Source organism: Arthrobacter monumenti (assembly GCF_054511255.1).
Map to the genome: position 1 here is coordinate 39,921 of NZ_JBTNCY010000015.1, position 26,557 is coordinate 66,477.

Annotated in this window: 27 protein-coding genes; 11 read left to right on the top strand and 16 right to left on the bottom strand. The window is 59.5% G+C overall.

Annotated elements, in window-relative coordinates; all coding sequences use genetic code 11:
* The first annotated feature begins 221 nt into the window (after positions 1–221).
* Positions 222–665, top strand: a complete 444-nt coding sequence (locus ACX80B_RS17540; protein WP_459298549.1) for a hypothetical protein — start codon at positions 222–224, stop codon at positions 663–665.
* Here ACX80B_RS17540 and ACX80B_RS17545 read toward each other — a convergent pair.
* The 4 genes from ACX80B_RS17545 to ACX80B_RS17560 are packed head-to-tail and all read right to left on the bottom strand — an operon-like array spanning position 662 to position 2,715.
* Complete coding sequence (locus ACX80B_RS17545) at positions 662–1,138, bottom strand: hypothetical protein (RefSeq protein WP_459298551.1); 477 nt, start codon at positions 1,136–1,138, stop codon at positions 662–664. The genes ACX80B_RS17540 and ACX80B_RS17545 overlap by 4 nt on opposite strands.
* Positions 1,128–1,697, bottom strand: coding sequence for a recombinase family protein (locus ACX80B_RS17550; protein WP_459298553.1), 570 nt, complete (start codon positions 1,695–1,697; stop codon positions 1,128–1,130). The genes ACX80B_RS17545 and ACX80B_RS17550 overlap by 11 nt, the downstream gene beginning before the upstream one ends.
* On the bottom strand, positions 1,694–2,476 hold the full coding sequence (locus tag ACX80B_RS17555) for a Fic/DOC family protein (protein WP_459298555.1): 783 nt from the start codon (positions 2,474–2,476) through the stop codon (positions 1,694–1,696). The genes ACX80B_RS17550 and ACX80B_RS17555 overlap by 4 nt, the downstream gene beginning before the upstream one ends.
* The gene (locus ACX80B_RS17560; protein WP_459298557.1) at positions 2,476–2,715 is read right to left on the bottom strand and encodes an antitoxin VbhA family protein; all 240 of its coding nucleotides are present in this window, start codon (positions 2,713–2,715) and stop codon (positions 2,476–2,478) included. Before ACX80B_RS17560 ends, ACX80B_RS17555 begins: the two co-directional genes overlap by 1 nt.
* 559 nt (positions 2,716–3,274) lie before the next feature.
* Between ACX80B_RS17560 and ACX80B_RS17565 the strand changes: the two genes are divergently transcribed.
* Positions 3,275–3,730 carry a hypothetical protein gene (locus ACX80B_RS17565; RefSeq protein WP_459298559.1) on the top strand — a complete coding sequence of 152 codons (456 nt, stop codon included), beginning with the start codon at positions 3,275–3,277 and terminating at the stop codon, positions 3,728–3,730.
* A gap of 618 nt (positions 3,731–4,348) precedes the next feature.
* On the opposite strand, the gene ACX80B_RS17570 is transcribed toward ACX80B_RS17565, so the two are convergent.
* Positions 4,349–4,975 (bottom strand): HAD family hydrolase, encoded by a 627-nt coding sequence (locus tag ACX80B_RS17570; protein ID WP_459298561.1) that lies wholly within the window; start codon positions 4,973–4,975, stop codon positions 4,349–4,351.
* A 332-nt stretch (positions 4,976–5,307) separates the two neighbouring features.
* Between ACX80B_RS17570 and srmL the strand changes: the two genes are divergently transcribed.
* On the top strand, positions 5,308–6,426 hold the full coding sequence (srmL, locus tag ACX80B_RS17575) for a PheS-related mystery ligase SrmL (RefSeq protein ID WP_459298563.1): 1,119 nt from the start codon (positions 5,308–5,310) through the stop codon (positions 6,424–6,426).
* Positions 6,427–7,162: 736 nt separating this feature from the next.
* Here srmL and ACX80B_RS17580 read toward each other — a convergent pair.
* Entirely contained in the window at positions 7,163–7,672 is a 510-nt protein-coding gene (locus ACX80B_RS17580; protein ID WP_459298565.1) for a GNAT family N-acetyltransferase, read from the bottom strand.
* 104 nt (positions 7,673–7,776) lie between these two features.
* Positions 7,777–8,559: a class I SAM-dependent methyltransferase gene (locus ACX80B_RS17585; RefSeq protein ID WP_459298567.1), complete on the bottom strand. Its 783-nt coding sequence runs from the start codon at positions 8,557–8,559 to the stop codon at positions 7,777–7,779.
* A gap of 88 nt (positions 8,560–8,647) precedes the next feature.
* Between ACX80B_RS17585 and ACX80B_RS17590 the strand changes: the two genes are divergently transcribed.
* A complete protein-coding gene (locus ACX80B_RS17590; RefSeq protein WP_459298569.1) occupies positions 8,648–9,160 on the top strand; it encodes a MarR family winged helix-turn-helix transcriptional regulator in 513 nt (170 codons plus the stop codon).
* Positions 9,161–9,278: 118 nt separating this feature from the next.
* On the opposite strand, the gene ACX80B_RS17595 is transcribed toward ACX80B_RS17590, so the two are convergent.
* The 5 genes from ACX80B_RS17595 to ACX80B_RS17615 all read right to left on the bottom strand — a co-directional run bounded on the left by ACX80B_RS17595 (position 9,279) and on the right by ACX80B_RS17615 (position 14,035).
* Positions 9,279–10,184 carry an AAA family ATPase gene (locus tag ACX80B_RS17595; protein ID WP_459298571.1) on the bottom strand — a complete coding sequence of 302 codons (906 nt, stop codon included), beginning with the start codon at positions 10,182–10,184 and terminating at the stop codon, positions 9,279–9,281.
* On the bottom strand, positions 10,171–11,610 hold the full coding sequence (locus tag ACX80B_RS17600; RefSeq protein WP_459298573.1) for a Mu transposase C-terminal domain-containing protein: 1,440 nt from the start codon (positions 11,608–11,610) through the stop codon (positions 10,171–10,173). The genes ACX80B_RS17595 and ACX80B_RS17600 overlap by 14 nt, the downstream gene beginning before the upstream one ends.
* Before the next feature lie 9 nt (positions 11,611–11,619).
* Complete coding sequence (locus ACX80B_RS17605) at positions 11,620–12,183, bottom strand: recombinase family protein (RefSeq protein WP_459298575.1); 564 nt, start codon at positions 12,181–12,183, stop codon at positions 11,620–11,622.
* 126 nt (positions 12,184–12,309) lie between these two features.
* On the bottom strand, positions 12,310–13,662 hold the full coding sequence (locus tag ACX80B_RS17610; protein ID WP_459298577.1) for a dihydrolipoyl dehydrogenase family protein: 1,353 nt from the start codon (positions 13,660–13,662) through the stop codon (positions 12,310–12,312).
* Between the two features lie 79 nt (positions 13,663–13,741).
* Positions 13,742–14,035 carry a thioredoxin family protein gene (locus ACX80B_RS17615; RefSeq protein WP_459298579.1) on the bottom strand — a complete coding sequence of 98 codons (294 nt, stop codon included), beginning with the start codon at positions 14,033–14,035 and terminating at the stop codon, positions 13,742–13,744.
* A 54-nt stretch (positions 14,036–14,089) separates the two neighbouring features.
* On the opposite strand from ACX80B_RS17615, the gene ACX80B_RS17620 reads away from it, so the two are divergent.
* From ACX80B_RS17620 to ACX80B_RS17640, 5 genes are all read left to right on the top strand, one after another.
* The gene (locus ACX80B_RS17620; protein ID WP_459298581.1) at positions 14,090–14,488 is read left to right on the top strand and encodes a heavy metal-responsive transcriptional regulator; all 399 of its coding nucleotides are present in this window, start codon (positions 14,090–14,092) and stop codon (positions 14,486–14,488) included.
* A 563-nt stretch (positions 14,489–15,051) separates the two neighbouring features.
* On the top strand, positions 15,052–16,278 hold the full coding sequence (locus ACX80B_RS17625; RefSeq protein WP_459298582.1) for a toxic anion resistance protein: 1,227 nt from the start codon (positions 15,052–15,054) through the stop codon (positions 16,276–16,278).
* 2 nt (positions 16,279–16,280) lie between these two features.
* Positions 16,281–17,087 (top strand): hypothetical protein, encoded by an 807-nt coding sequence (locus ACX80B_RS17630; protein WP_459298584.1) that lies wholly within the window; start codon positions 16,281–16,283, stop codon positions 17,085–17,087.
* A 390-nt stretch (positions 17,088–17,477) separates the two neighbouring features.
* Positions 17,478–20,189 carry an ATP-dependent DNA helicase gene (locus ACX80B_RS17635; RefSeq protein ID WP_459298586.1) on the top strand — a complete coding sequence of 904 codons (2,712 nt, stop codon included), beginning with the start codon at positions 17,478–17,480 and terminating at the stop codon, positions 20,187–20,189.
* 391 nt (positions 20,190–20,580) lie between these two features.
* Entirely contained in the window at positions 20,581–21,753 is a 1,173-nt protein-coding gene (locus tag ACX80B_RS17640) for a thermonuclease family protein (RefSeq protein WP_459298588.1), read from the top strand.
* A gap of 349 nt (positions 21,754–22,102) precedes the next feature.
* Here ACX80B_RS17640 and ACX80B_RS17645 read toward each other — a convergent pair whose 3' ends face one another.
* Entirely contained in the window at positions 22,103–22,483 is a 381-nt protein-coding gene (locus tag ACX80B_RS17645) for a hypothetical protein (RefSeq protein WP_459298590.1), read from the bottom strand.
* 33 nt (positions 22,484–22,516) lie between these two features.
* Here ACX80B_RS17645 and ACX80B_RS17650 point away from each other — a divergent pair, with 33 nt between their 5' ends.
* Positions 22,517–23,179: a class F sortase gene (locus ACX80B_RS17650; protein WP_459298592.1), complete on the top strand. Its 663-nt coding sequence runs from the start codon at positions 22,517–22,519 to the stop codon at positions 23,177–23,179.
* A 268-nt stretch (positions 23,180–23,447) separates the two neighbouring features.
* On the opposite strand, the gene ACX80B_RS17655 is transcribed toward ACX80B_RS17650, so the two are convergent.
* The 3 genes from ACX80B_RS17655 to ACX80B_RS17665 are packed head-to-tail and all read right to left on the bottom strand — an operon-like array spanning position 23,448 to position 25,995.
* Positions 23,448–23,945, bottom strand: a complete 498-nt coding sequence (locus ACX80B_RS17655) for an SPW repeat domain-containing protein (protein ID WP_459298594.1) — start codon at positions 23,943–23,945, stop codon at positions 23,448–23,450.
* Between the two features lie 23 nt (positions 23,946–23,968).
* Entirely contained in the window at positions 23,969–24,811 is an 843-nt protein-coding gene (locus ACX80B_RS17660) for an alpha/beta fold hydrolase (protein WP_459298596.1), read from the bottom strand.
* A 50-nt stretch (positions 24,812–24,861) separates the two neighbouring features.
* Positions 24,862–25,995, bottom strand: coding sequence for a glutathione-independent formaldehyde dehydrogenase (locus tag ACX80B_RS17665; RefSeq protein ID WP_459298598.1), 1,134 nt, complete (start codon positions 25,993–25,995; stop codon positions 24,862–24,864).
* Between the two features lie 284 nt (positions 25,996–26,279).
* Here ACX80B_RS17665 and ACX80B_RS17670 point away from each other — a divergent pair.
* The coding region (locus ACX80B_RS17670) for a hypothetical protein (protein ID WP_459298600.1) at positions 26,280–26,557 on the top strand (278 nt) is incomplete at its 3' end.

Consider the following 26,557-nt stretch of genomic DNA (forward strand, 5'->3'; position numbering starts at 1 on the left):
TCAGAGACCGGAGGGCAAAATCTCTGAGCTGTCCAACGGGTGTGCGGGCTGCACAGAGCAGCCGGCGGCTACAGGCCGCTCCGATGCTGCAAAGCAGTGTTCTCGGCAAAACCTTCCGTCTCCGGGCGAAGGTCGGCCGCTCGTCAGAGCGGCCGTAACCGTTAGGTTTTGTGTGAGGATGGAAGGGCAGAAATCAACACAACGAAGGGAGCCGCCGAACCATGGCACAGCAGACGAAAGCCAGCCGCCAGGCAGCCGCGCGGAAGCGTGCCTATGAATTGGCCGAAGACCGGCGCAAGCGCGAAGACCAGCTCTTGGAACACGCCGAAAGCTACTTCATGGCCCAAGGAGAAATCGAGGATATACAAGCGGCACTCGATCAGAAGATTGCCGAACTTCGCGCCAAAGCGGACAGGGACACGGCCGCCGTGCGCACACGCGCCGATGAACAAATAGTGAAGATGCTGTCCACCGGGGAGCCGCGCTCCGGGGTGGCCGAGCGGCTCGGCCTCAGTGTTTCGACCGTGCGCAAAACCGAGAAAGCCACCACGCCGGACAACGACGTAAAACCTGCCCGGTCGGCGGCCGAACCTGGAAGCGATGGTTCCGGTGAAGCGGGCGGGGAAACGCCCAACGATGCAGCGGATAGTGAGCAGGCGGCTTAGAACAAGGTTGGTTCGTCCGGGTCGTATCCGTTGAGCATCGGCCTGATGATTTCCTCGACCCAGCCATGCTCGCGCAAGGCAGCACGCAGCTCCCTGGATTGAGCGGCCACCTGTTGGCGTCCGACACCGCGCCAGTGGAACGACGCGCCGTTCGCGTGGCGTCCTTTCAGGCTCCGGTCCCACATGTTCTGTGCCTGGGTCGCCGATACCAAATGTGAATCCAAACTGGCGGTGGCGTGTACGCAGATCGGCACATCGCAGTTGTGCATCAACACCACATCAGCAGTCAGGGTAAGGCCGGTGTCCTGCTCCATGGCGAAGCGTTGCGGGCGTAACGCCTGCTGCTTACTCTCGCGGGAAACCCAGAACCGACCGTAACCGTCGTCTGCTATCGCGCCGGTCCATAGCCAGCAGTCATTCGGACGTGGGCCCTGGATGACTTTGGCCCAGAACCGTTGCGCTTCAGTCTTCATCCGAATACCTCTTCAACGCCCGCGCGACCGACGAGCTGCCCACACCAAACGTCTTGGCTATGGTGGCGATGCTCTTACCTTCACGCTTCAACCGAACGGCGGCGTCAATGCGCTCGGGAGTCATCACGGTGGGCCGTCCGCCGATCCTGCCCTGGGAGGCGGCGTGTGCGAGACCGCTCCTGGTGTTCTCACGGATGGTATCAACGCGCAGTTGGGCGAAGACGGCCACGATTCCAAACAGTGCACGCCCCATAGGGGTGGTCGTATCGATGTCGGGTTCGGTCAGGGACTTGATGTTGATACCGCGCTCGTGCAGGTTGCTAATGGTTTGGATGGCGATCACTTCAGTGCCGGCGATACGGGACAATTCGCGGATCACCAAGGTGTCGCCCTCGCGCAAAAAATCGAGGCAGGCCTGCCACTGCGGCCGTTCGGTGACCCGGCTCGATTCACCGTGGTCGACGAACACCTTGATGGCTCCGGCCTGCATCAGTTCTGCTTCCTGGGCTGCCGGGTTTTGCTCGCGTGCGGAGGTTCTTGAGTAACCGACGTAGCTCATAGCTGCGGGCCTCCCCTGCCCTGCTGTAGCCCCGGTGGCTCGCGCCGGCGTTCTGTACGGCGCTGCTCCCGTTGGGCCTCGGCTTCCGCGCGGCGCTGCCGGGTCAGCTCGATCACTTTCTGTGCCGACGATGGTTCCGCCGTAGGTGGTTCCTCGCGTGGCTGGGCCATCGCATGGAAAACGGGAACGATACGGCCCGGCCGTGGATCATAAGTACCCTCAGCCGGGCGCACCTGCAACGAGGCCAGCCGCCAGGCAGACTCCGTCATCCCGGACAATTTCGGAGTGTAATCAATCCGCCACGGACTCATTTCTGCCACCTGCTGCATAAACAGCTTGGTCGCCCGTCCGTTGCCTTCACGAAATGGATGCGCCTGATTGGCGAAGGAAAACGTCTCGGCGGCCGCCTGGGCGAATCCATCCCGGTCCAAACTCTGCCACGAAAACGAACGGATGGACTCGGCAGCCTCCGACATGTACAGGTCGATAGCATCCGGATGGGCAAAGGCAGTCGGACCCTTTTTCATCCCGACTGTGCGGTACTCCCCCGCCCATTCATAGACGTTCTTAAACAGCTCGTAATGGAGTGTCCGTAAATGCCCGGCGTCATAGGTGCGGGCAATGTCGATCCGGCCGCGTTCGATGTCGAACTGCTGCGCGGCGGTCTCAGCGTACTCTTTGCGGGCCAGCTCGTCCGCGTCGTGTTCGCCGTAGAGGTTGCGCAGCACCTTGCCGTCCGGTTCCCAGAAGTAGGAGTCCCACGAGTCGTACTGTGCCATCAGCCGGCGGTGCGGTGTGCTTTGTCGCGTGCTGCCGCCATATCGACCCGCCGGCTGTATTCGGCCCGGTCGATGGCACCGCGTGCATAGTCGGTCAGGTTCTCGACATCCTCACGGTTTGGTTTCCAGCCTTCATGCCAATTCGACGCCAGGGCGTTGAGTACGTGCCGGCGGTCATCAGGTGTCAGCTCGTCGAACAGCTCGGGCCAGCGGGCCTCGACGTTGAACTCGGCGGCCATTGGTGGCCCTCCCCTCTCGTGGTTTCGCTTCATCCTACTCGGCATACCGAAAACGGTCTGTGCACGGTTTCGGTGAGTTAAGGTTTCGGGTCTTGGTTTCGGTGCAAAATTTTGCGGCGTGTTGCTGCCCTGGCGGAGCCGCCGGCTGCCGTGCCGGATGCGGCCGTTTTGGACACGCGAACCTGTGAGACGACTTTTCATGACAAAACCGATTGGCGTGGTCCGCGCGAGTGGAAATGAACCGCCGGAGAAGAATTTTCTTTCTTGAAAGCAGTAGCTTTCCGAGACGTGAAGCGCGAGCCGCACCGCGTCCCTGTCCCGGAATACTCACCGGACGGGGTAAACGGGACAACCACCTCGATACCGACCCAAGAACAGCAATTGACGTGCGCCTTCACCGATAGCGGTTCGGCATACGGGACGGCCAGCCAGCGTGGGAAATCCGGTATAGCACTCCCGCCTTCATAATGTATTGCCAGACTTTGGCCTCTTTCGAGGGCGGCACCTTAACAGGGGTACATTCGATCCGTTTACATTAACAACCAGAGGGAACCAAGGTATGTTAGAAATTTCAAGCGTCTACGAGGAGCGAGATCAGGTCCGCGACACTCCATTGTGGACTATTGATCCGGAAGACGACAGAAAATACACACGTGAGCCATTCGGCACACCAGGTGATCAATGGGCCACCGTATTCGAGGTTGAGCTGACCTATTACAACGGGTTTGTTGGATCCATATTTCGCGCCTTTGGCCGACCGAAGCGTGACCCCACTCGTGAACCCTTCGGCGAATTTCTCCAGTTACGGGTATGCTCGCCCACTTTTGTGGACGAAGACCCACGGTTCCTTCTCAGCGATGGTCAACATCGAGCGCTGATCCAGGATAAGTTCTCAAGACCGGCCGTGGAAAGGTACTGCCGAGACCGGTTGATGAAGACACTGCATCTGCGAGGAAACAAGCTGATTGCCGCATGGGCGAAAGACTTCTACATCTTCGACCCGGACACCGATTGAGCCCTCCCAGTCCAGGGACTGTCCTAGATGCGCTCCTCGGTAAACCCGGGCCGAGCGGGCGATTCCCGAAGTGCATTAGTGCTCTTCCACTATGAATTCGCCTTTGACTGTGTGGAGAAGATGCCAGCTGTGATCACTCGCGGTCCATGCGTTTCCTCGGGTCGGCGCCGCCGTTGCCCACTCCACTGCTCTTTGTAGCCAGAGATCCAACATGGCATGTCGAATCTGTTGTCGCAGTCTGGCGGGGACCGCGTGGTGCATTATCCGCAGCGGAACCGGAGTTGCTTCAGCAACACCGAAGTAATTGGCTTGAGCGTCGGAGAACCAATCCACCGTCAACAAGAATTTCGAGTCTCTCTCACGTGGGCGGAGCCAGATGAGGGACAGACTATTTATCCGCAGTTCAGAGTGGGACAGGGCGGTCCGGAAGTCTTCTTGTCCCAAGGGATAAGACCACCCTTGGGGCAGCTTGTCCCGGCGATAGTTCATCCACTGTTCTGCAGGGTTCATCATCGAATCTTATGGCAGCAGGCGGAAAGATTTTCGTTTGCCTTTCAACCGGACAAGTCGGCCGGTTCACGATCCGGTTGCGGACGCGCTGAGTGGATGCGTCCAGCTTTAGGCAAACGCCTTCGTCAGGTCGACGAGTGATTGGATGTATACGTCGGAAAGTTGGACCTCCGGGCGTTGGGCATGAATGTATCCCCACGGGCCACGACGGATGAAGGCGGTCCGCATGCCGGCCTCGCGAGCGGGCAAGACGTCGTTGTCGAGACGATCTCCGACGTACAGAATCTCACCTGCATCAAGATGTGCGGCATCGATGGTCCGGGAGAAGAACTCTGCTGAGGGCTTCGCTACACCCCAGTCAGTGGATGAAGCGATGAAATCTGCATCGAAACCGGCCTCGCGCAGCTGCGCGTCTACGCCGGCTGGCTGATTTCCTGCTATCCCGACCGAGAGGCCGACGTCCTTGGCGGCCCGCAAACAATCGAGAGCATCGGGATAGAGATCGATTCGCTCGATTAGAGGAGGCTCGACTGGGCGTTCGACTCCCAACAGCTCCCAGACACGACGGTGATCCTCGTCTCGAGCGATGAGCGCCCCAAGGAGGCCCATCAAGGTAAACGGTGTGACTCCCGCACGCTCCGCTTGACTTGTCCAGGCTCGGGATTCGTCGACCAAGGTCTCCCCAACGTCGAACACCACTCCGCGGATTCCAGCAGGGATTCTGATGTCTAGCATGGTGCGATCCTCCCACTACTAAGGATTCACCGTTATGCGAGCGTTCGCGGAGGGATCCCCGGCCGGGACGCGGTCTAAGGAAATATCGGCTTCCAGCCGGAGTGTCACGCCGTCGCATCTGCGGACCAAAGTTCTTCTTGCAAGCTGTGGTGCTTTGTTGAGCGCTGCTGGTATGTTTAGAGCGTGAGTTGGCAGCAGCGATTTCTTACCCCCCGGCCGGGAGACGGCCGCGGGGTCCTTCACGTGCGTCTATAAATCGCCGGATCTCCGTAGGCACGGCCGGGGGAAGCAATTCCATCCTTTATCGGCGCGCCTTACTCAGGAGATCCCCAATGCAAACTTCTCAATACCTCACGCCCGAACAGATTCAGCGCGCTCTCACCCTGCGGGATCTGACCGACCCTTCGCAGGGCGAACACGCAATCCAGCAACTCCTATCTTCAGTAGTTTCTGTACTGGCGACTCGATGGCAATGCTCTGTCCGATATGTGCGGAACCCACCGGTCGTGGCAGTCAAGGACAATTACGACCGGCTCGGCTACGACCCCGCCGACATCACCCGTGACCGCCGTTATACCCGCTACCTCAGTCCGACGACGATGCTGCGCAGCCACACAAGCGCAGAGATCCCCGTCGCTCTGGAGTCGTACATCCAGAGCGCCAGTGTGGACGAGCTGCTGGTGGTACCCGGGCTGGTCTACCGCCGGGATGTCGTTGACCGCAGTCATGTTGGCGAACCGCATCAGGTCGACCTCTGGCGCATTCGAGACACACCGGATGCAAGTGATGATGACATGCTCGACATGATCGACCGTCTTGTCGAGACTGTCCTTCCCGGAGCCCAGTGGCAGGTCACCGACGCTGTTCATCCATACACCGTCGGCGGCCGCCAGATTGACGTGTGGCTGGAAGGCGAATGGCTTGAACTGGCCGAATGCGGGCGAATCCATCCCGGTGTTCTCCGCGCCTCAGGCCTCGACCCCGAACGCTGGTCCGGTCTGGCGCTCGGGATGGGACTGGAACGGGCGCTGATGCTGCGCAAGTCCATTCCCGATATCCGCTACCTGCGTGCCGTTGACCCCCGCATCGCCACTCAATTGCACAACCTGGATCCTTGGCAGTATGTCTCTCCGCTGCCGCATGCACGTCGCGACATTTCTGTCGTTGTCGATGACACGGAAGACGAGGAAACTCTTGGTGACGTTATACGGTCAGCACTTGGCGTCGACGCCGAAGTGATTGAATCCGTCGAGATGCTCACTCGAACCTCATATGAGGAGCTACCCGAGACGGCACGTGATCGGCTTGGCCTTTGCCCGGGCCAAAGCAACATGCTGCTGCGGATCATCCTGCGACCAATCGATCAGACTTTGACCTCTCATCGAGCGAACGGCATCCGCAACGCCATCTATAGCGCAGTCCACCGGGGACCAGTCATGGAACTTATCTGATGACTATGCCGGCGGTGGATCTCCATGAGGTTCACCGCCGGCTGCATGCTGGGCGACGCAGACGAGACCCATGAGCGCAACGGAGATTTAGAACAGCATTCCCCGACTGACTGGCTTAGCACACGTCCTGCATACGGATCGGCATGCGGCGACGTCGGACATGCTGGTCCCCTTGAGGCTATGGCCACAATGGATGGCGCGTGGAATATTGTCGCTATGACGAATGAGCCTGGCCGCGTCCGCCGTTTCACTGACTATGTCGGAATCACCACATCCAGAGAGACCCAGGCACGTCGTCCTCCAGGGTCAAAAAAGTGGTGGTTGTACTTGTTAGAGGTGGCGCTCCTTGGCTTCGTCGTCGCCATGATCGTTCAGATGTTGATATAGAGCCTCGACTGCGTCCGGACAAGGATCCTCAACCGTACTCCCGCTCAACTGCGTAGCTAGGCTCTATCGCTTGTTCTGGTTTTGCAAGCTCCAGATACCTTGGTACAGCGGCAACGGCATAATGATGACGAGTGGCAGCCATGACCCAATTTGTCGAGTATTGATGACGAGGTTGACTAGTGCGACCAGCAGCAAGATAACCGCCGTGATGACAGCGAACAGAGCGAAGGATCTCGACCACGGCCGCATTGATTTCATAGCTGTGATGCTAGACCATCGGCGGGTTGCATGAATGCGTCCGCTACGGGATCCTTGGCCGGACGTGTCGACGAAACGGGAGGTTCGCATCCTAGTGAGTGCCGTGATCTCGCTCGACAGATCGTTCGTAGCGGAGGAGCTCTGGCCAGGGTGGGAATGAACTGTGGGTGCGCTCTCCGGTTGGAAGCCAGCCGAGCTTCTCGTAGAAGCGCCGGCCCCGCCTGTTTCCGGTGAAAACCACAAGCCGCGCGTGCCGAATGCCACGGCTCCGCATCCGCCCCAACACCGCGTCGTGTGCCCTCCGGGCTATTCCGGTGCCCCAGTGCTCGATAGCGATCCCGAAGTGCAAGAACTCCTCGCCCCGTGTCGCAGCAAAGCCCACGACTGCCTCGCCGAGCAGGACTACGGAGCAGTCAATGCCCGGTGTTGAGATTTCCCGTTGCCAATCATGGGCGACGTCGTCACGGGGAAATGGGTAGAGGTCCTGCGGAAATACGTCCGAGAGAACACGAATTGCGCCTAGCTCCTGGATGTCGACCACGCCCGGGACATCGGCAGCTGTCATCGCTCGCAGAGGGCTGAAGTTATCGGTCTGGGGCACACCCCAAACTCTACGATGGGCGCGACGCGTTGGTCGTCTGCTCATGGGAGTCGAACACAGCGCCACTGGGACCGCTCCCGTGCTCGAAATGCGAAGGAACGCATTCACTCGGCGGGGTTGGTCGCGGTCCAGATGGTCCAGTGATCTATCTCGTCGATGCTTTCCTCGCCGTTGAGCTTGCCGCCGATGTAGTCGATCAGGATTTGCAGTTCCTGGTCCGAGAGTTCATGCAGTATGGAACGGCCCGTTCTGGCACTCAAATCCAAGGCGAGTTCATTGATACCGCTGTAGGTGCGCCGGCGCTCTGGAATGGAGCGCGTTTTTACGTCGGTGAAGCCGGCTGCTCGAAGGGCGGTCTCTATCGTCTTGGCCTCGGGGCGACGTTGCGATTCGAAATCCACGAGCCGGGGATAGAGTTCGAAGAAGTATCCTCGCAAATGCTGGGAACTTCCGGGTTTACAAACGTCGGACATAGTGCGGTCCTGAATCATCAATGTTCCGCCCGGTACAAGAAGTCTTCGCGCTTCTCCGAAGCCTGGTCCGGTGTCTTGCAGGTGGTGCACCAGTGCCCGCTGAAATACAAGGTCAAAGCTTGCAGTTGGCAGCCCTGTATCGGCCGCATCTCCAACTGCAAAGTGCAGGTTCGGGTACTCATCGGCACGGGCTAGAGCGTCGTCAATCATTTGCTGAGATGAATCAATGCCCGTGACTAATTCCGCTCCCAGTTCAAGCCATGAGGTCGAGTAGATCCCGCCTCCGCAACCCACATCGGCGACTCGGAGTCCGCCCGGATCGATCAAGCCCATTACTGCTTCCTTCCAGGACTGATCGGCGGTTCTCAATGCATATGTATTGCGGTTCAGCGGACTTGTGAAATCAATAGGCATAAGAGCCCCTTCAGGTTCGATGACTGTCTGGCAGCAGCAATTGTGACGCTACTCGTCAACTATCTTGACGTCAAGATATAATGGCGGCATGGACCAGGAACCAACCAATTTCAATGACAGTGTCGATGATCTGGTCAACGGTTGGGGGCGGGCCATGGCGGGCATTGACCCTTCCCCCTTGCACGCCCTGAGTAGGATCAGCCGGATCGCGCAACGACTGGACGCGGCACGGCGTCAGTCCTTTGCTGCGTTCAATCTGCAAACCTGGGAATTCGATGTACTCTCCGCACTTCGCAGGGCCACGCCGCCACATGAACTCACCCCAGGAGAGCTGATTGATGAAACGCTAGTAACGTCAGGAACGATGACCAATCGAATCACCCGCATGACTGATCGCGGACTGGTTACTCGCCATGCCAGCGAACGAGACGGAAGGGTCGTGAACATTCGACTGACTGCCACCGGTCAAACAGCAGTCGAATCTGCGTTCATGAGCTTGCTCTCGCAGGAGCAGAACCTCCTTGAAGGACTCAGTGGACAAGACAAAGATGTGCTGGCCGAAATTCTTCGTCGGCTCCTGCGAAGGTTTGAAGAGCAATAAACCGGCAACGGGCGCATGCGTCCCGTAAGCCCAACCCTCAGCGCAACACCTTTCGCCACTCCCCTGCAAGACGAAAAACTGTGAATCGCAGCGGTAAATGGCGTGGTTCTGGCAGCGGTTAGTGGCCGATGAGGAGCGCCTCTCGGGCGGCGTCGACGATCTCGGGTGTGAGCGTGTCGAGTTTGTTAAGGACCTGGATACGTTCGATCTGCGTGAGGAGTCGGTCGACGAGGCGGAAGTTGCCGCCGGTGATGCGGACGATGGTCGCGATGGCGGTGGTGTGAGCGATCCCATCGTCCGTCGTGTTCTCGGCGGCGGGGAGCCGATGTGTCAGGACGGCGGTGAGCTCGTCGGGTGTTAGGGCCCGGTATTCGTGAGCGAAGCCGATACGGCTGTAGAGCTGGGGGTAGCGGGCGAGTCTCTTTTCGATGCCGGGCATGCCGATGAGAATGACGCCCATGTGGTGGCGGTCGAAATAGTCGCGGACTTGCTCGAGGCCGGTGGTTTTGAGGCGGTCGGCTTCGTCGATGATGAGCAGCTCGGTGCGGCCGCTGGAGCGGGAGTCCGTATGGACATAGGGGTCGACTGTGCCGTGCTCTGCGTAGTCGACGGCGTAAGAGATTTGCTGGCATGACTGCGGGAGTCCCTGGTCGATCTGCCGGACAGTCGCCGCTACGGTGGGTGTGAAGAACGCGGTACGGGCCTCGAGCACACGAGTCGGTACGGGGCCGAGGTTATCGGTGAAGATGGACTGCCATTGTTCCCAATCGTCGGCGCCGGCGTAGTGCCGGGCGGAGAGGGTTTTGCCGACACCGGGTGGTCCCCAGCAAAGCCCGATGTAGCGGTGTGCGCGGACTGTGTCGGCGAATTCAGTGAACCGACGATGCTCACGGGTGGCCTGGAAAGGGGGCCGGTCCGGTAGCGGCGGGGCGCTGGTGTTCACCTCTCCGAATGAGCCGGAGAGGAATCTGCGGCCGTCCTCTCCCTTGCCGAGGATGCTATGGGCGGGATCAATCGGCGGCATAGAGACGCAATCCATGTCGTGGCGGGGCTTCTTCGATGGCGATCGGTTCCGGGTCGGTCGGTTCATCAGGGACATAGCGGATGTCGGATGGCAGCGCGTCGGCGAGGCTGCGGCGTTGACGCAGCTGATGCTTGAGGTCTCGCCGGCGCCCGGACCGGGCGGCTTGTAGCTCTTCGAGCGAGACGGAACTCGCGGCAAGTTCCGGGGCGATTGCTCGGCAGAGATACTCATCGTTGAAGTAGATCCGGATCTCGCCGACGTCGCGCGGGTTGAACCGCACGGTGACATGCTCGCCGACGTATGCGGCAAGGACGGGCGAGATGTACCGGGTGGAGGCGAACTGGACGCCGTCGCGTTGTACCTTTCGCGTGGCAGCGGCAGTGAGCAACAGCAGATCCAGGTCATCGGGCCGGGCTGGACTGCGTGGGATGAATCCGGATGCTCCCCAACGGCCCGCGGGTGCTTCTCCGGTCTGGGAGTGCAGGCGCTGGTTGTAGTCGGTGACGATGAACCGTTCTAGGATTCCGTCGAGTTGTTCAAGGCTCAATGCCGGCGGTGAGACAGGTTTCCCGTTCGTTCCGTGTGGGATGTGCCCGGGCAAGTGCGGCAGAAGTTCGGTGGTGATGGTGCCGTAGAACCGCTCGATTTTCCCGCGGCCCTGCGGGACGCCGACCCTCGAATGGATGAGTTGGATGTGGGTGTCCAGGCATACCTGTTCCAGCCGGGCGGACGTGAAATCGGAGCCATGGTCGCTGTAGAGCACATCGGGCAGACCGCACACGTGCCAGGCGGGGTTTGTTTTGCGGTTCACAGCCTGATGCAATGCAAGCGCGGTCTGCTCGGAGGTGGGGGCGCCGATGAATACGGTGTAGCCGGCAACGGCACGTGAATAGTCGTCGAGCACCACAGTCAGCCATGGCCGTACCGGCGCACCGGCCTTGTCGAGGATTGCGATGTCCAACAGGGTGTGATCGGCCTGCCACTGCTCGTTCGGACGGGTTGTGGTCCGCCGGAAAACCAGTTCGAAATGGTCCCGGTAGGCGGTGTCACCATGTTGTGCAAGGGTTCGCAGGCCCGGGTCGATCGCTGCGATGATCGTGCGCACACTGGAATAGCTCGGCGCCGCGAGTCCACGGCCGCGGGCGATGTCGCCGACGCGTCGATGGATGAACGCTGTTGTTGGCTCCGGCCGCCGAAGCGCTAACCCCTCGATCGCTTCGACAAGCTCCGACGGAATGTGTCGCATGCCGCGGTCAGCCCGTCCAGATCTTTGCAGACTGACGGATGCCGGATCGACGCGATACTTCGCGGCCCACCGCGTGAGAGTCCGCAGCGGTACCCCTGATTCGGCGGCAATGCGCGTCCATGGGACACCGTCGTCGTGCTGGCGTAGTAGTGCGAGCTTGTCCTGGACACTGCGCTGCACCACGGTGACCTATGCCCTGACGTCTTCACCGAGATGACGGTAAATGGTGCCGCGCGAGACCCCGAACGTCTCTGCGATCTGCTGCACCGTGTACGACTTCTCGTCATACATCACCCGTGCCTGCCTCGCCTTCGTGGGCGTCATCTTGAATCGGCCCCCACCCTTACGGCCTCGAGCCCGGGCCGCAGCCAAACCGTCCTTCGTGCGTTCAACGATGAGATCGTGCTCGAATTCGGCGATCGCTGCGAGCATATGAAAGAACAACCGCCCACCAGGGGTCGTCGTATCGATACCCTGCGACAAAGCTTTCAAGCCGACGCCCTGCTGCTGCAACCGATCGACGACTTCCTTCAAATTCCGCACCGACCGGCCGAGCCGATCGAGCTTCGTCACGACGAGGGTGTCCCCTGCACGCAAATAGTCCAGCGCATCATCGAACGCCGGCCGCTTTGCAAGAACACCGGACGCGTGCTCAATAAAGACCTTCTCGCAGCCAGCAGCCTCAAGCGCATCGGTCTGACCGTCGAGATTCTGATCCCGGGTCGAGACGCGCGCATAACCAACTGAAGCCATGCATAAACTGTACCGCCAACGTAGGTCGCAATACATAGCTCTCGGACACGGCTCATAGGACACGACGCGCCGTTCTGTGCGCTCGGTGAGAAGAGTGTTACGTGGACGGTCGTCCGCGATACACCGCTAGAGCATGGAAGCTAGGTCTGATCCTTCGGAAGGATAAACGGCGGTGGTCGATTTCAGTTGCCGTGTTGTCAGGCCGTTTTTCATTGCGGCGCTGATGGTGTTTGCCAGTTCGGCGTAACCGCTGCCGAAGAGGTGGGCGCCGACGATGAGATCGGTGTCCTTATCGACCAGGATCTTTGTTGCTCCGGCGGTTTCACCTATCCGATAGTTCGAATACCACCCGTTGGTGTCGGTGTAGCGAACATCCACGCTCAAACCACTGTCATGGGCTTCGTGTTCAAGCAGGCCTACCCGGGCGAGCTCGGGGACGGTGAAGACAACCGTCGGGGTAGCGGCGTAGTCCGGTACTGTCGTGGCGGATTTGAGCATGTTGGAGGCGGCGACCTTTGCTTCGATGACTGCAACGGGAGTCAGCGGCAGTCCAGCGGTGTCCGCGGCGTCGCCCGCAGCGTAAACAGCGGAGTTTGTGGTGCTCTGCAGATGGCCGGCTACCTCGATGCCCTTCTCTGCGTATTTCACGTCACCGGCCTCGAGATCTAATCTGGCCAATTCCGAAACCCGCCCAGCCCCGTGAACGATGAGATCCGCTTGGAGTGAGGCCGGGGTACCAGCGGTATCGGTGTGGATGGTGTATCCGCTGCTGGTCTGGGTGATGCCGGTAACACTGGTGCGGCGTTGCACCTCGACCCCAGCCTCGGATCCGCGTTTGATCAGCAGCTCTACGAGGTCCGTATCGAAGGCTTTCAACGGGTTCGCTCCTCGATCAAGGATGACGGGCATGCTTCCTGCCCGGGCGGCGATATGAGCGAACTCGAAGGAAATGAAACCGCCTCCGACGAACACGATCCGGGGAGGAAGTGCTTCCAGGTTCAGGAAATCACTGCTGTCGATCAGATGCTCATGGCCGGGAAAATTGAGGGGCCGCGGAGAGGCCCCGGTAGCGATCAGAATCTTCGACGCCGCGTAGGAAGTGCCTGCGACGTCTAGCTGTGCAGGCCCGGTGAAGGTCGCCGTGCCATGAAGTGTTTCAACGCCGTGTGCCCGGAGATCTTCTTCCATATTCTGGGGAACAGGGTCCGTGAAGCCGTGTTTGTGCTGCATCAGATCCCCCCAGTTGATGCAGAGCCCACCGCTGTCGATGCCTTTGCCGCGCATGAGCCGTGCGGCGTCAACCACCTCAGCGCCGCGCCGTAAAATCTTTTTGGGATCGCAACCGCGTAGCGCGCATGTCCCGCCATAAGGAAGCGCGTCGACGATTCCAACCCGCCAACCCTTCGACGCGGTCTTCGTCGCGGCCGCAACACCGGCCATGCCCGCCCCGATCACCAGCAAGTCATAGGTATCAGTCATCAAGGGTGCCTCTTTCTTGGCCTAGGGGAAGCGTTGTTCGTCGCAGCAGTCGAACCGTGCGCTCCGTTCAGCGCAACCTTCAACGGAGGGCGTCCCTCAACTGGGTAAGGCTAGGTGCGCCCTTTGGTCCGGCCTCGGTCATGTACCGACGGCAGGCAAGACCCACCGGCGCGGACGCATCACCAAAAGCGTCGACGCCGTCAATGAGAATGGTCGGAGAACCGTGAAATCCCGCCTGCTCGGCCTCATCCACGGTGTCGATGAGCTGATACCCGAGGACGATGTTCGGCCGTTCCCCGGCAAGCAGCTGCAATCGCTCGGCGGCGATCATCCAGTTCGGGCAACCATCGAAGTACTGCACGGTGATGTTCATGCGTTCACACTAAACCTTGCAGCCAGGTACAAGGTCAAGGCGTAGAATCGGTGCATGCTCATTGGGGAAGTGTCCGCAGTTACCGGCGTGGATAGCCAGACCATCCGCTTCTACGAACGCGAAGGTCTACTACCCCCGCCTCATCGGGCACCGAACGGCTACCGGACATACAACACCACAGCTATTGACCGCCTGCGGTTCATTCGCGCCGCCCAGACGGCGGGCCTTGCCCTGGCTGACATTAGGCAGGTTCTCGGCCTTCGCGACGCCGGTCAGGCACCCTGCACTCACGTATCAGTCGTTCTCGGACAGAAACTCGCCGACGTTCGGGCACGACAACAGGAACTCACCAACCTGGCAAACGACCTCGAACGGCTCATCGAAACCAGCCGCACCCTGGACCCGGCTGAGTGCGGACCGACGGACATTTGCCACATCATCGCGAACCGCTGAGAGTAGAGGAACAAGCACCCTTCCGTATGCCTTGAGCTCCCTTCTAAACTGGCACATGACCTCGATCAACGGGACCAGCGACACCACCACAGCTTGTTCGTGCTGCGGCCGAGACCTACCGCTACAGAAGCTGCACGCGCTAGCCGACGGCGCAGCGCACATTTGCCGACGATGCGGACTGTGGGTGGCAATCCGTCGACGCTAAACCGGCCACTAAAGCTGAGATAACCACGCCAGTTACCGCTGCGATTCACACTGCGGACCATCCGGTGTCTCACTTAGCTGTATTGCATCCCATGGGTTACAAGACTGGCAATCGCCCGATTACTTCAGAGAGCTTAGGTTCATGCAGAGCCATTTCAAGGCCAAACACTCGAGTTTCGCTCGGGTCACACAATCCATCAGAGGTCGCGAAAACAGAACCAGGGTTAACTACATGGGTTCTGGCGCATTGGCTGAGGAGGGGTTCGAAGATCATTGCCGAGGGTCATAATCGGCCATTTGCGGTACCCTACATGAAGCCTGACAGAGTGCAACTGGTCCCGGATCCTTAGGAGTACAGCATGTCGAATCCGCTAGACCTCGGCTCGACCTCGCCCGCGCAGGTAGAGAGTCCGCTCGTGTTGGAGCCTCCGAAGCCTGCGGTTGAAATTGCGATTCATGAGCCGGAGAAGGTCGGCGGCATGATTTTGGTTGATGCCGATGCGCAACAGAAGCACGCTGAAACTGCCAGCACCTTTCTTGTTGACCTGCTGGCTACCCCGCTCCAAAGCCCAGAGTTCCAGACCAAGTTAGCGCAGTTAACCCGGCTAGGCGAAGGAACGATGCAGCAGGCAAGTGCCGCGTCCAACCGCATGTTGAAGAGGCCCGCAGCTGCTCTCGCAGCGACCGGCGCGGACCCTGCATCGCGTACCGGCAATACACTGGTGGAACTGCGACAGATCGTGACTGAGCTAAACCCCAAGCGCCATGACCTGACCGGCACGAAGCGGATCCTGAAGTTCCTGCCCGGGGGCAGCGCCATCCAGCGATACTTCATGAAGTACGAGTCCGCACAGCAGCAACTCGACGCCATCACCAAAGCACTCAAGGGAGGGCAGGACGAACTTCGGCAGGACAACGCCGCCATCCAGACCGAGCGCGACTCCCTCTGGGCAGCGATGGGCCAACTGGCGAACTATGCTGTGCTCGCAAGTCACCTTGGAGACGGGCTGGAGCAGCGGATCACAGACCTTCGAAACCAGGGCAAACCGGACGACGCTACAACCTTAGAGGCAGACGCTCTCTTCTACGTCCGCCAGCGCCATCAAGATTTGATGACACAGATGGCGGTCTCCATCCAAGGCTATCTAGCTCTTGATGTGGTCAAGAAAAACAACTCGGAGCTGATCAAAGGCGTGGACCGGGCGCTCGACACCACCCTCGCGGCGCTGCGCGTCGCTGTGATAGTTGCACAAGCGCTGGCTCAGCAAAAGATTGTCCTGGCACAAATTGATGCCCTCAACTCGACCACTTCGGACATGATTGTCTCGACCTCAGAGCTCCTGCGCTCCCAGGGCGCTGCCATTCACAAGAACGCCGCCCGAGCCACGATCGACCCCGCCAAGCTGCAACAGGCATTCGATAATGTGTTCCAGGCCATGGACGAGATTGACCGTTATAAGGCGGAAGCGGCCCAGTCGATGAAGCAGACGGTTCAGGTTCTCGAGGGTCAAGTAAGCCGCGCTCAACGTCAGCTCGAGCGCAGTCACGCCTCTGACATCGCCACCACGCATACCCCGAGGGGCTAATGATGTCACGGCTCACTGCAGGGAACGTCTTCAAGGTAGCGCTTGCCGTCGTACTTTGTCCTTTCATCGCTTTCCTGGTGCTCATCATCGGGATAGGAGCGAAGAACAAGAAAGTACTTCTCGAGGGTGCGATCTACGTCGCCGTCTTCATTGCTGCAATGCCCGCCGCTGAGGGCGACAACGCGCTTTCCACCGTTTTGGCCTTTGTTGTTGTGGGTGTCATGGGAGTGTCAGCCGTACGGTCCTACATGCTTCGCGATCTATGGCTACCCAGGAGGGTTCGGAAACCACAGGGGGAAGCCATGGTCCAGCCACACACTCCCTACGTCGCCTCCCATACGTCGTCGGCAGCAGCCTCGCACACCCGGTCGTCGGACGACCTGTCGTCAGATCTGGCATGGGTGACCTCGCGCGCCAAACAGAACAAGCACCGGCTTCCCGCTGACGCGTACGTCGCCATCCTGGAAACCAGCCAAACGTTGGACGCGGTAATCGACGCGGAAAGGCGGCAGCCGTCCGCGGATGCCCGGTTTGAGTATGAGCTAGAAGCCATAGTTGGCGAGTACCTACCAGCCGTTCTTCAGGGCTACCTGGCCATCCCGCCCAGCATGGTAGAGAACCAGCAACCAAACGGAAAGACGCCCGACGAGGAACTGGCCGAGCAACTCCAGCTCCTCTCCGGACAAGCCGAAGCGCTTCATTCCAACCGTCACAGCCAAACTTCAGCGGAGCTGTCCAACACGGGCAACTTCCTCAGAGAGCGGTTCGGGCATCACCAGCGAGACGGATTCGACTTCGGGATTAAGTAAAGATCGTCACCACGGGCAGGCGAACGGGGACCATCGCATGGCCCGCTCCCCTTGACGGACATTTGGCAAGAGACCATGATGCACTCACCGCGTTGTATCGTCGATCGAGTTGCGAAGATTTTCGAGGTCACAGGTGAGCTTGGGCCCGCGGGGGAAGGGGAACGGCTTGGCAGACGTAGTTTTCAATGGGGCTGTTGGACTGTCGACCGACCTCATTTCCTGCCTGGACCACCTCGAATTTTCTCGGCGCTCCTATGGCGGAAATATCCAAGCCCACCCTGAATCGCCTTCGACGGCCAGAAAGTGCGACCTTGAATCCCGCTCTGTGGACCTATTTCAGGTGAGGCGGCTCAAACAGGTCCGTGTCCGACCAGCAGGAGATGATCACTGATGACGACAGTTGGTGAACAGATCCGAAGCGCGGACGAGGTGATCTGTCGGAATATTGACTCTATTAGCGACCAGCGGAACCTGCTCTCTCAAAACATCCTCGCCCAGCTCCGAAACCTGGTCGAGGGAGTGGCCGCCTGCCTCCATGCCGGTCGGACTAATTCGGAGTACAACTACGCCGTCATTGACCCCGGCCTCTCGTTCGTCAAGTCAAACGCCAAGCTCAATTTTCTCGGCAAGTTTCACAAGCTCATCCAAATCAGTGCATCACATTACACACTTGATGGCGACGGCTCCGAGCGGTTGATGCTCAAGTACTACGAGTATCTCCACCGCATCCGCAGTCTGCTCAAAGAACGCTTCGGCATGGAGGTGCTCGCGAATCTCGAAGACTTCCCTGTTGATCTCGATCCCGCACTTAGGGAGTATCACGAGAAGATTGCCGAGAGGATCGAGTCCGTCCGGTCCACACCCGGCGACGGGGGCGCGGGACAACGGTACTACGTCCATAAGACGCGGCCGTTCTTTGTCGGAGGGAGCATCTACTACGAGGTTACTTTCTATCGAGCAGTCAACAAGGTGAGCAAGTTCGACCGCGTTATCGCGTTCACCGACCTCGACATGACAGACAAGTACGCGGCGATGCTGAGGCTTCACAGCGACTCGATCAATGTGCTTGGTCAGACCATGCCAATCACGATCGTCCGCGAATGGGAGGTCTCGATCCGCCCGTGCGAAATCGACAATTTCGCCCGACTCTTCGGCCTTACGACCAACGTGCGGACCGGAACCCCCGAGTACCGGTACCTGATGCATGGGCTGACAGCCGGCTCCGGCAGCTTGCTCGAACTAATCGATACGTCCGATGAGGAGTACGCGGCTGTGCGGGCAACAGGTACCGCCAAGGTCAGTAAGCCACAGATCTTCCCCGCGCTGGATGAAGCACGTCGAATCGTTCAGAGCAACGCGCCGGGGCACATAGTGATCCGGTACCTCATGCTACGCATGCACAACCAGTTCCTTAAGCCACAGTACAGCCGGGACGAATGCGGCCGTCTCTCCAGACTGAACTTACAGTACGGTTGTATTCCGTTCGACACGATGCCGCTCTGCACCTCGCTTCGGGGGCACAACCCGCGTTATTGGGATCTCGTCGAAAGCCTTGGGGTGACTGAGCGAAACGACGAGCTGCTGGCGCGACGAGTGAAGAACAACGTCGAACAACACGGAATCCTGTACACGCCTGTGGCTGAGCTGGAAGATCTCGGAGAAGTCAACCAGCTGGCCTCCGCCCACAACGACAAGCTGTATTACACGCACAAAGAACGACGCGGGCTCGAGGTGGACAAGGGGCACGCATTCATCCGTGGGTATGAGGACGATACGGTTGCCATCGTCGAGAGGCTTCAGGAGTTCGCGTCGTCAGGGATTGACGGTTACACAGACGCCGTCGATCGCTGGCTCAATGAAGCGAATCGTGGGATCGATGATGCCGCAAAGGCCGACGCCCTGAGGAGCCTGTTCAGTCAGTCGCGTGTCGCTCTCATCTACGGCGCCGCCGGAACGGGAAAGTCGACGATGGTCGATCACATCGCGAACTATTTCAACGACAAGCGGAAGCTCTTTTTGGCCCACACGAATCCGGCGGTCGATAACCTCAAGCGCAAGGTCACCGCGCAGGACCCGACCTTCCGAACGATCAGCAGCCACATTCATAGGAGCGCCTCTGATCCGGAGTACGACCTTCTGATCATCGACGAGTGCAGCACGGTCAGCAACGCTGACCTCATTGCAGTCCTGGAGAAGACGTCCTTCAAGCTGCTTGTGCTCGTCGGCGACGTATATCAGATCGAGTCCATCCAGTTCGGGAACTGGTTCGGTATTATCCGTTCCTTCATCCCGAGTACGGCGGTGTTCGAGCTAACGACGCCCTTCAGGACCAAGAACGCAGCACTCCTTGGCTTCTGGGACAAGGTCCGAAACACCGACGACGACATTGCAGAGGTCATCGCGCGCAACGGGTACTCGAGCGTGCTCGATGGATCACTGTTCTCCGCTCAGCGTGAGGACGAGATCATCCTGTGCCTGAACTACGACGGTCTCTACGGCATAAACAACATCAACCGGTTTCTCCAGAGCAGCAATGGAGGCAAGGAGATCGTTTGGGGTGTCTCCACCTATAAGGTCGGTGATCCCGTCCTATTCCATGAGACCGAGCGGTTCAGACCGGTAATCTACAACAACTTGAAGGGTCGGCTCGTAGGCATCGAGCGGTTCCCCGACCGAGTGCAGTTTGATGTCGAGCTGGACCGAACCCTCACGGAATTCGATATCGACGTCGAGGAACTGGAATGGCTAGGTAACGTAACGGTGCGCTTCTCGGTATACGAGCGAGACATCAGCGATGACGACGATGACTCGTTGAACACATCGGTACCATTCCAAGTGGCTTACGCCGTGTCGATCCATAAGGCACAGGGGCTCGAATATGATTCCGTCAAGGTCGTGATCACCGACGCCAACGAGGACAATCTTACTCACAGCATCTTCTATACGGCCGTCACGAGGGCCCGTGAGCGCCTGCGGATCTTCTGGACTCCGGAAACCCAGCAAGCCGTCCTCAAGGGCCTGCGGCGAAACACCAACCCGAAAGATGTAGCTCTGCTTTCTCCCCGTCGCGGCCTCACACCGGTCTCCCGTACGCCGCGCTGATCCATAACGAGCAAAGGCGACCTGCCCACTCCCGGACGGTGGGCAACGTTTGTGCGAACTCCCTCCACGCATGTCTCTTTTGGAACTAGCCCTCGTCTGATCCGAGCAGGTCTGAAGCTGCAGGTTGGTCAAATTCTCATTGGTCATTTTGACCGTGCAAAATTCGATAATTGTCCATTCTGGCAATGGCGGTCAGACTTTCCCGCTACGACGCAAGCGGGCAAGAATAGGCAACCAGCTAGGGTCTATCTCCGTACAATATCCAGCCTCAAGGGCTGATACCCGATTCGCCGGTTCAGGTAGTTTTTTCTGACCTCCGCCGTATACGGGCCACTAGTTTCATCGGGTCCGTATAATGTGACTCATCTTGCATTTGAGGCCGGGGGACGTCATGAACCAGAACTATCCGAACGCGCACAATCCACGGCAGAGGAACAAAAAGCGGCGCTGGGTCGGTCCTTCCACCTTCATCGTCGCTGCGATCGCTGTCGTGTTCATTGTGATCGGCGCCGTTACGGGTGGCTTCGGCGGAGCACTGGTGATGGCCGGGTTGGGCGCCCTGGTGACCGCGATCTATGTGGTCATCACCGGTCGTCCTTCATGGATTGGGTTGCCGGGAAGAAAAGCCGGCGGCATCACCCTGACTATCAGCCTGGTGGTCATGATGGCAGGCGGTGCGCTGCTGCCACGGACCGAAGAGCCAGTCACTACCGCCTCCGACTCCAATGAGGTTCTGGCCACCCCCAGCCCCACATCTGAGCCGGCGCAAACAAAAACCCCGGCAGCTTCCAAGACGTCGACTCCCCCGCCCACGACCACGGCCCCGACTCCCACAGAGTCCGCCCCCAGCACGCCTGCACGCTCATCGACCAGTCGATCTGCTGGAGATAAGTCAGGGGCACAGGAAACTGCAAAGGCATCAAAGTTATGGCCGGTGTTGCGGGTGGTCGATGGAGATACCGTCCACGTCGGCTACCGGGGCGAAGACACGTCGGTGCGGATTATTGGTATTGATACGCCCGAGGTGGTCCATCCAAGTGTGGCCGAAGAGTGCGGCGGGCTGATCGCGTCAAAGAATGCGGTCCAGCTGCTTGAAGGACGCATGGTTCGTCTCGTGTTCGATCCGAGTCAAGGTCGCACAGATAAATACGGTCGTACGCTCGCTTATATCGAACTTCCGGGTGGTGGTGATTACGGCAAGATCATGCTCGAGCGGGGATTAGCAGTCGAATACACCTACGACACCCCCTACAAGCGGCGACCTGCCTATCTCAAGGCGGAAGCCCAGGCCCGCGCAGGGGCTAGTGGGACCTGGGGAACCTGCGGTGGGTTCGACACTCCCCTGCACTCGCCAACTCCGGTACCTCAGCCCCCGGTGCAGCAACCGCCGGTGCAGCAACCGCCGCAGCCGCCGATGGGGACGTGTGCGCCCGGTTATAGCCCATGCGTGCCGCCGTATCCTCCGGATGTTGATTGTGCCGATGTAGGCGGTCCCGTCACCGTCACCGGATCCGACCCGCACGGACTCGATCGCGACGGCGATGGCCTTGCCTGTGAAGGCTGATTCGCCTGTCATCACCGACTGAGCGAACTGTCCATAAGCCACAACCCCTCAGAATCCGTTTGTGACACCCCTCTCTGGGTAAAATCCGAACCACCGGAAGGACCGAATGGACCGGATTCGTCAGCCGTCCGCAGGAAGTTTGAATCTTTGAACAATCCCCCTTGACAACGAGACCCATCCACGGCCATGGCAAATCCGCACCGAACCGAAACAAACCGGACCGTTGGATTTCTATTATCATTGTGACTACTCTTTCTAGAGTTAGTTACATCACTCTAGATAGGGGAACAACATGAAATTTCGCACAGTAGGACTTGGCGTAGTCGCGGCCGTGGGTCTGGCCGCCCTATCAACGGCTCCAGCCACGGCGGCTCCTGATCTCGACTGCTCTGACTTTAGCAGTCCTGTCCAGGTCACCCCAGCTGATCCCAATCGTCTGGATGCTGATGGCGACGGCATCGGATGCGACAGTCTGGCTGGCCCCGTCCAAGATATATCTGAGCCGGTTCCGGACAACGGGCAGGAGACCACGGAGGACGTCGCTCCGCCTCAGCAGCCTCAGGTAGAGCAGGTTCCTGTTGGGGGTGCCGATACCGGTGTAACGCAGGATGGACCAGACAATCTCGGTCTTCTCGCCCTTGGTGGAGGCCTGGTCCTGGCCACCACCGCCGGTGGAACCCTTTTGGTACGCCGCCGTAATAGCCGGGCCTAGGGGCTCGGTGCGCACCATTGTTCCTACATTGGCTGAGACATATCTAAAGGTATGAGTCGGACGATCCATGGCCACCGCAGAAGCTATGTGGCTTCTGCGGCGGCCGCACTCATTCTCCTGACGGGATGCACGCATAGTGCCGCTTCCACTTCGCCCGGTGTCGAGGAGGCGGCGGATGTCGCCGCCTCCTCGACACCTTCGACACCGGTTCCGGCGACGGTCACCACAGACCCTGGCCTGAAGAGAACGCCGGTGATGGCGGCATCGGAGCCTGTGTCGGTTCGCATCCCGTCGATCAATGTGCAGTCGGAACTGCTCAGCCTCGGTCTACAGGATGATGGCTCTTTACAGGTGCCTCCTGGAGACCCCGGTTCCCCCGCTGCCTGGTACAACGGCTCCCCGACTCCAGGCGAACGAGGCCCGACGATCCTGCTGGGACATGTCAACGCAACCGATGGCGGCGAAGGGGTCTTCGCGGACTTGGAAGACCTTAACGCCGGTGACGTCGTGAAGGTTCAGCGGGCGGACGGCACAACTGCCGGCTTCACCGTCACATCTTCCGCACAATACTCAAAGGATGACTTCCCCACTGATGCTGTTTATGGTTACACAGCAGGATCAGAACTGCGTCTGATCACGTGCGACGGTCTCGATCCGGCCACCGGTAAATTTGAAGACAACTACGTTGTCTACGCACAACTCAACACCAACTGATCCGGCAAAATTCTGAGACGAGCTATGCGGACCTCAAACTGCGGCAAGTGGGCGCCATTCCAAGATCACCAGTTAGTGCGGCCGGCCGCACGACCCGCTCCGGCGGCAACGAGACCCACAAAGGCTACCCGCCCGAACGGCGTTCTGCCTGCCCAGCAGTACTGGCTGCGTTGTTCGCCGATATCGGGCAAATATGTCAGGGAGCTATGTATGGATGAAAAATACCTGGCGGTAGGCAGCGTCCTCTTCACTCCACATCTCCGGGAACTTAATTACTCAAATGAGTAATTACTAACCATGTCCCCTCCCGGTGCCCGCAGGGGACTCGTCCCGAATTCGCTTGGGACGTACGGGACGCGAAAGAATGAGTTTCATGACGCCTGCTGATCTTGTTCTGCCCAACGGGTGCAGTCAGACCCTCGACGTCACAACCCGGCGGCGTGCGTTCGCCCATCTGCTGCATGAATTTCATCATGTTCGGCATGCCAGGAATGAGGATGGTCAACGCGATGACCAACAGCCCGACGAGTGAATCATTCAGGAACATCGCCGCCGTGGGAGCCCAGAAAAGGATAGGTGCGAACAGCAACCAGATCCCGACGCAACAGGCGGCCCACAGACTGATAGGCCGGTCGGGGCGCAGCGAACCCCAGCCGAACGCCACAAGCAGCAGACCGCTAACGACGTCGGACCAAGTCATCAGCATCGTCCGCAACGAATCATACGTCGCCGTGTCGGAGAGCCATGGGCATTGCCGCCGGTACATTTTTCTGCCAAGTCCGGCCGGATTTACTTCTTCAAAAACTCCAGCACGGCGCTGTTCCACTCGTCAGCGTGACTGACATTGCAACCATGCGGTGCGCCGGCGATAACGTGGAGCTCGCTTCCGGGTATAGCTGTCTGGGTGCGCTGGCCGGATCCTTCGATGGGAACGATGCCATCGCTGTCGCCGTGCAGGATTAGTGTTGGCACATTGACTTTGGGCAGATCGCGCCGGAAGTCGGTGGTGCCGAAGGCCTCCATGCAGGCCAGTGCCGCCTTCTTGTCGGCCTGTTTGCATAGCCCAACAGCCTCCTGCCGTTGTTGTTCCGTGACTTTCAGCTCACCGTTCGCTGAGAAGAACTGCGTGGTGAAGCTGTCATAGAAGGACTCCTCGTCGCTGGTCAGATCTGCGCTCATTTCAGCGGCCGCGTCCTCCGTCAATGGACCATCGGGATTATCCTCGGTCCGCATCATGAACGGCGGAATCGCCGAGGCGAAAACGACACTGCGCAGACGCTCCCTCCCGTAGGCGGAGACATAGCGGGCCACTTCTCCGCCACCCATGGAGAAACCGACAAGGGTGGCATCGACGAGGGCCAGTTCCTGCAGAAGGGCATGCAGATCTTCAGTCAGAGTGTCGTAGTTGAATCCGGACTTCGGCTTGTCGCTGCGGCCGAACCCACGCCGGTCGTAGGTTATGACACGGTAGCCCGCCTGCTGCAGTGCCGGCACCTGGTCCTTCCACGCCTCTCCGGACAACGGCCAGCCATGGATAAGAACCACCGGCCGGCCCGGACCGCCCGTATCGTCAACATGCAGATCGACGTCCGTGAACAGGCCATGGTGCGCTGTAACTTCAACTTCGGCCATATTGGTGCCTCCATCCAATCAAGCGTTGTGTGGTGCGGGCCGTACTTTTATCAGGGGTGGAGCAGGACCTTGGTGTAGCCGTCGACGCGCTTGTCGAACTTGTCGTACGCGTCCACCGCCTCGTCCAGGGAAAGATCGTGCGAGACAATCCAGGACGGTTCGGACCGGCCACTGATAATCAGGTCCCGCAGCTCCCGGTTGTACTTTTTCACCGGGCACTGGCCACCTGCGATACTGATGTGCTTGGTGAACGCCTGACCATATGCAAATGGGATCCGGCCTTCCTTGGCAAGGCCGGTCGCTGCGCCGGGATCCTGAGGGACAAAGACGCCGACGACGCCGATGTGCCCGGTCGCGCGGACCATCTGCACGAGACTGTCGAGCGTCATTTCAGGATGTTCTTCCCCACCGCTGTCGTGGGCCTGGTACCCAACAGCCTCAACGCCGCAGTCGACGCCGGCACCATCAGTTGCCTCGTTAATAGCCTCCACGGCGTTCGTCTCACCGAAGTTGATCGCTGTCGCGCCGATCTTTTCGGCCAGAGCAAGCCGGTCCGGTTCTTTGTCGACGATGAAGACGCGGGAGGCTCCCTTGATCATGGCGCTGTGCGCGGCCATCAACCCGACCGGCCCGGCGCCCATCACGACAACAGACTTGCCGGGAGCCACCATCGCCATTTCGGTTCCGTGGTACCCGGTGGGGAAGATGTCCGAGAGCATGGTGTAGTCGGACTCGTGCTCCTTGCCCTCAGGCAGCCGCAACAGGTTGAAGTCGGCCCACGGCACCCGGAGGAGTTCGGCCTGCCCGCCCCAGTACGGTCCCATCATCGGATAGCCGTAGCCGGCTCCCGGAGTACCTGCAGGATTGGCGCGTAGACACGCCTGGGTGTAGCCGTTGTTACAGTTCCGGCAGGTGCCGCAGGACAGGTTAAACGGCACGGAAACCCGGTCGCCAACCTTGACCCGGTTGACCCCTACCCCAACTTCCTCCACGATGCCCATGTTCTCGTGGCCGAGGACCATCCCGGCATCCAGATCCGCCCGGCCCTCATACGGGTGCAAATCAGAGCCGCAGATATTAGCCGTGGTAATGCGGATGACCGCGTCCAGTGGTTCTTCGATCCTGGGATCGTCCACCGTCTCGACAGAAAGTTTGAAGGGTTCTTTGAAGACGACTGCTTTCATGATTGCTCCTCAGGTATACGCTTGTGCGCTTGCGCGGCTGCCCCGCAGACTTTCAGGATCCACCACGGCAAACAATTACTAAGCATGCTGATCAACCTTACGATAGCAAAGGTCCTGAGTCCGGGTACAGGGCCGGACGCCAACAGCACCGCCATATTCCCAGCGGACGCCGGGCGGGGCGGAAGGTCGCGGGAAAAAGCTCAAATCGATACCAATCCGGTAACGGGGCGCGCCCCGAAGCACTAATGTCCTCTACCCCAACAGGAAATTATGGAGGCAACATTATGCAGAACAACATCTTCACCAAGTCCCTCGCCGTCACCGCCGTCAGCGGTCTAATGCTCGTCGGAGGCGCCGGCATGGCCAGCGCCGACACCACCGATACCAACCTCGAAGGCGCCACCACCGAGGTCTCCGACAACCGCGTCGACGACAGCGGAAACCTCTCGGCAGGCAACATCCTCAACGATGTAGTCGACACCGGTGACATCGCGAGCAACAACAACGTGCTCAGCGGAATCGACGCCGACGTCTCCGACAACCTCAACGGCATCGCCAGCGG

Coding starts and splice junctions, on each gene's coding strand:
- ACX80B_RS17540 (WP_459298549.1), top strand. CDS start 222: ATGGCACAGCAGACGAAAGCCAGCCGCCAGGCAGCCGCGCGGAAGCGT.
- ACX80B_RS17545 (WP_459298551.1), bottom strand. CDS start 1,138: ATGAAGACTGAAGCGCAACGGTTCTGGGCCAAAGTCATCCAGGGCCCA.
- ACX80B_RS17550 (WP_459298553.1), bottom strand. CDS start 1,697: ATGAGCTACGTCGGTTACTCAAGAACCTCCGCACGCGAGCAAAACCCG.
- ACX80B_RS17555 (WP_459298555.1), bottom strand. CDS start 2,476: ATGGCACAGTACGACTCGTGGGACTCCTACTTCTGGGAACCGGACGGC.
- ACX80B_RS17560 (WP_459298557.1), bottom strand. CDS start 2,715: ATGGCCGCCGAGTTCAACGTCGAGGCCCGCTGGCCCGAGCTGTTCGAC.
- ACX80B_RS17565 (WP_459298559.1), top strand. CDS start 3,275: ATGTTAGAAATTTCAAGCGTCTACGAGGAGCGAGATCAGGTCCGCGAC.
- ACX80B_RS17570 (WP_459298561.1), bottom strand. CDS start 4,975: ATGCTAGACATCAGAATCCCTGCTGGAATCCGCGGAGTGGTGTTCGAC.
- srmL (WP_459298563.1), top strand. CDS start 5,308: ATGCAAACTTCTCAATACCTCACGCCCGAACAGATTCAGCGCGCTCTC.
- ACX80B_RS17585 (WP_459298567.1), bottom strand. CDS start 8,559: ATGCCTATTGATTTCACAAGTCCGCTGAACCGCAATACATATGCATTG.
- ACX80B_RS17590 (WP_459298569.1), top strand. CDS start 8,648: ATGGACCAGGAACCAACCAATTTCAATGACAGTGTCGATGATCTGGTC.
- ACX80B_RS17595 (WP_459298571.1), bottom strand. CDS start 10,184: ATGCCGCCGATTGATCCCGCCCATAGCATCCTCGGCAAGGGAGAGGAC.
- ACX80B_RS17605 (WP_459298575.1), bottom strand. CDS start 12,183: ATGGCTTCAGTTGGTTATGCGCGCGTCTCGACCCGGGATCAGAATCTC.
- ACX80B_RS17610 (WP_459298577.1), bottom strand. CDS start 13,662: ATGACTGATACCTATGACTTGCTGGTGATCGGGGCGGGCATGGCCGGT.
- ACX80B_RS17615 (WP_459298579.1), bottom strand. CDS start 14,035: ATGAACATCACCGTGCAGTACTTCGATGGTTGCCCGAACTGGATGATC.
- ACX80B_RS17620 (WP_459298581.1), top strand. CDS start 14,090: ATGCTCATTGGGGAAGTGTCCGCAGTTACCGGCGTGGATAGCCAGACC.
- ACX80B_RS17625 (WP_459298582.1), top strand. CDS start 15,052: ATGTCGAATCCGCTAGACCTCGGCTCGACCTCGCCCGCGCAGGTAGAG.
- ACX80B_RS17630 (WP_459298584.1), top strand. CDS start 16,281: ATGTCACGGCTCACTGCAGGGAACGTCTTCAAGGTAGCGCTTGCCGTC.
- ACX80B_RS17635 (WP_459298586.1), top strand. CDS start 17,478: ATGACGACAGTTGGTGAACAGATCCGAAGCGCGGACGAGGTGATCTGT.
- ACX80B_RS17640 (WP_459298588.1), top strand. CDS start 20,581: ATGAACCAGAACTATCCGAACGCGCACAATCCACGGCAGAGGAACAAA.
- ACX80B_RS17645 (WP_459298590.1), bottom strand. CDS start 22,483: ATGGTGCGCACCGAGCCCCTAGGCCCGGCTATTACGGCGGCGTACCAA.
- ACX80B_RS17650 (WP_459298592.1), top strand. CDS start 22,517: ATGAGTCGGACGATCCATGGCCACCGCAGAAGCTATGTGGCTTCTGCG.
- ACX80B_RS17655 (WP_459298594.1), bottom strand. CDS start 23,945: ATGTACCGGCGGCAATGCCCATGGCTCTCCGACACGGCGACGTATGAT.
- ACX80B_RS17660 (WP_459298596.1), bottom strand. CDS start 24,811: ATGGCCGAAGTTGAAGTTACAGCGCACCATGGCCTGTTCACGGACGTC.
- ACX80B_RS17665 (WP_459298598.1), bottom strand. CDS start 25,995: ATGAAAGCAGTCGTCTTCAAAGAACCCTTCAAACTTTCTGTCGAGACG.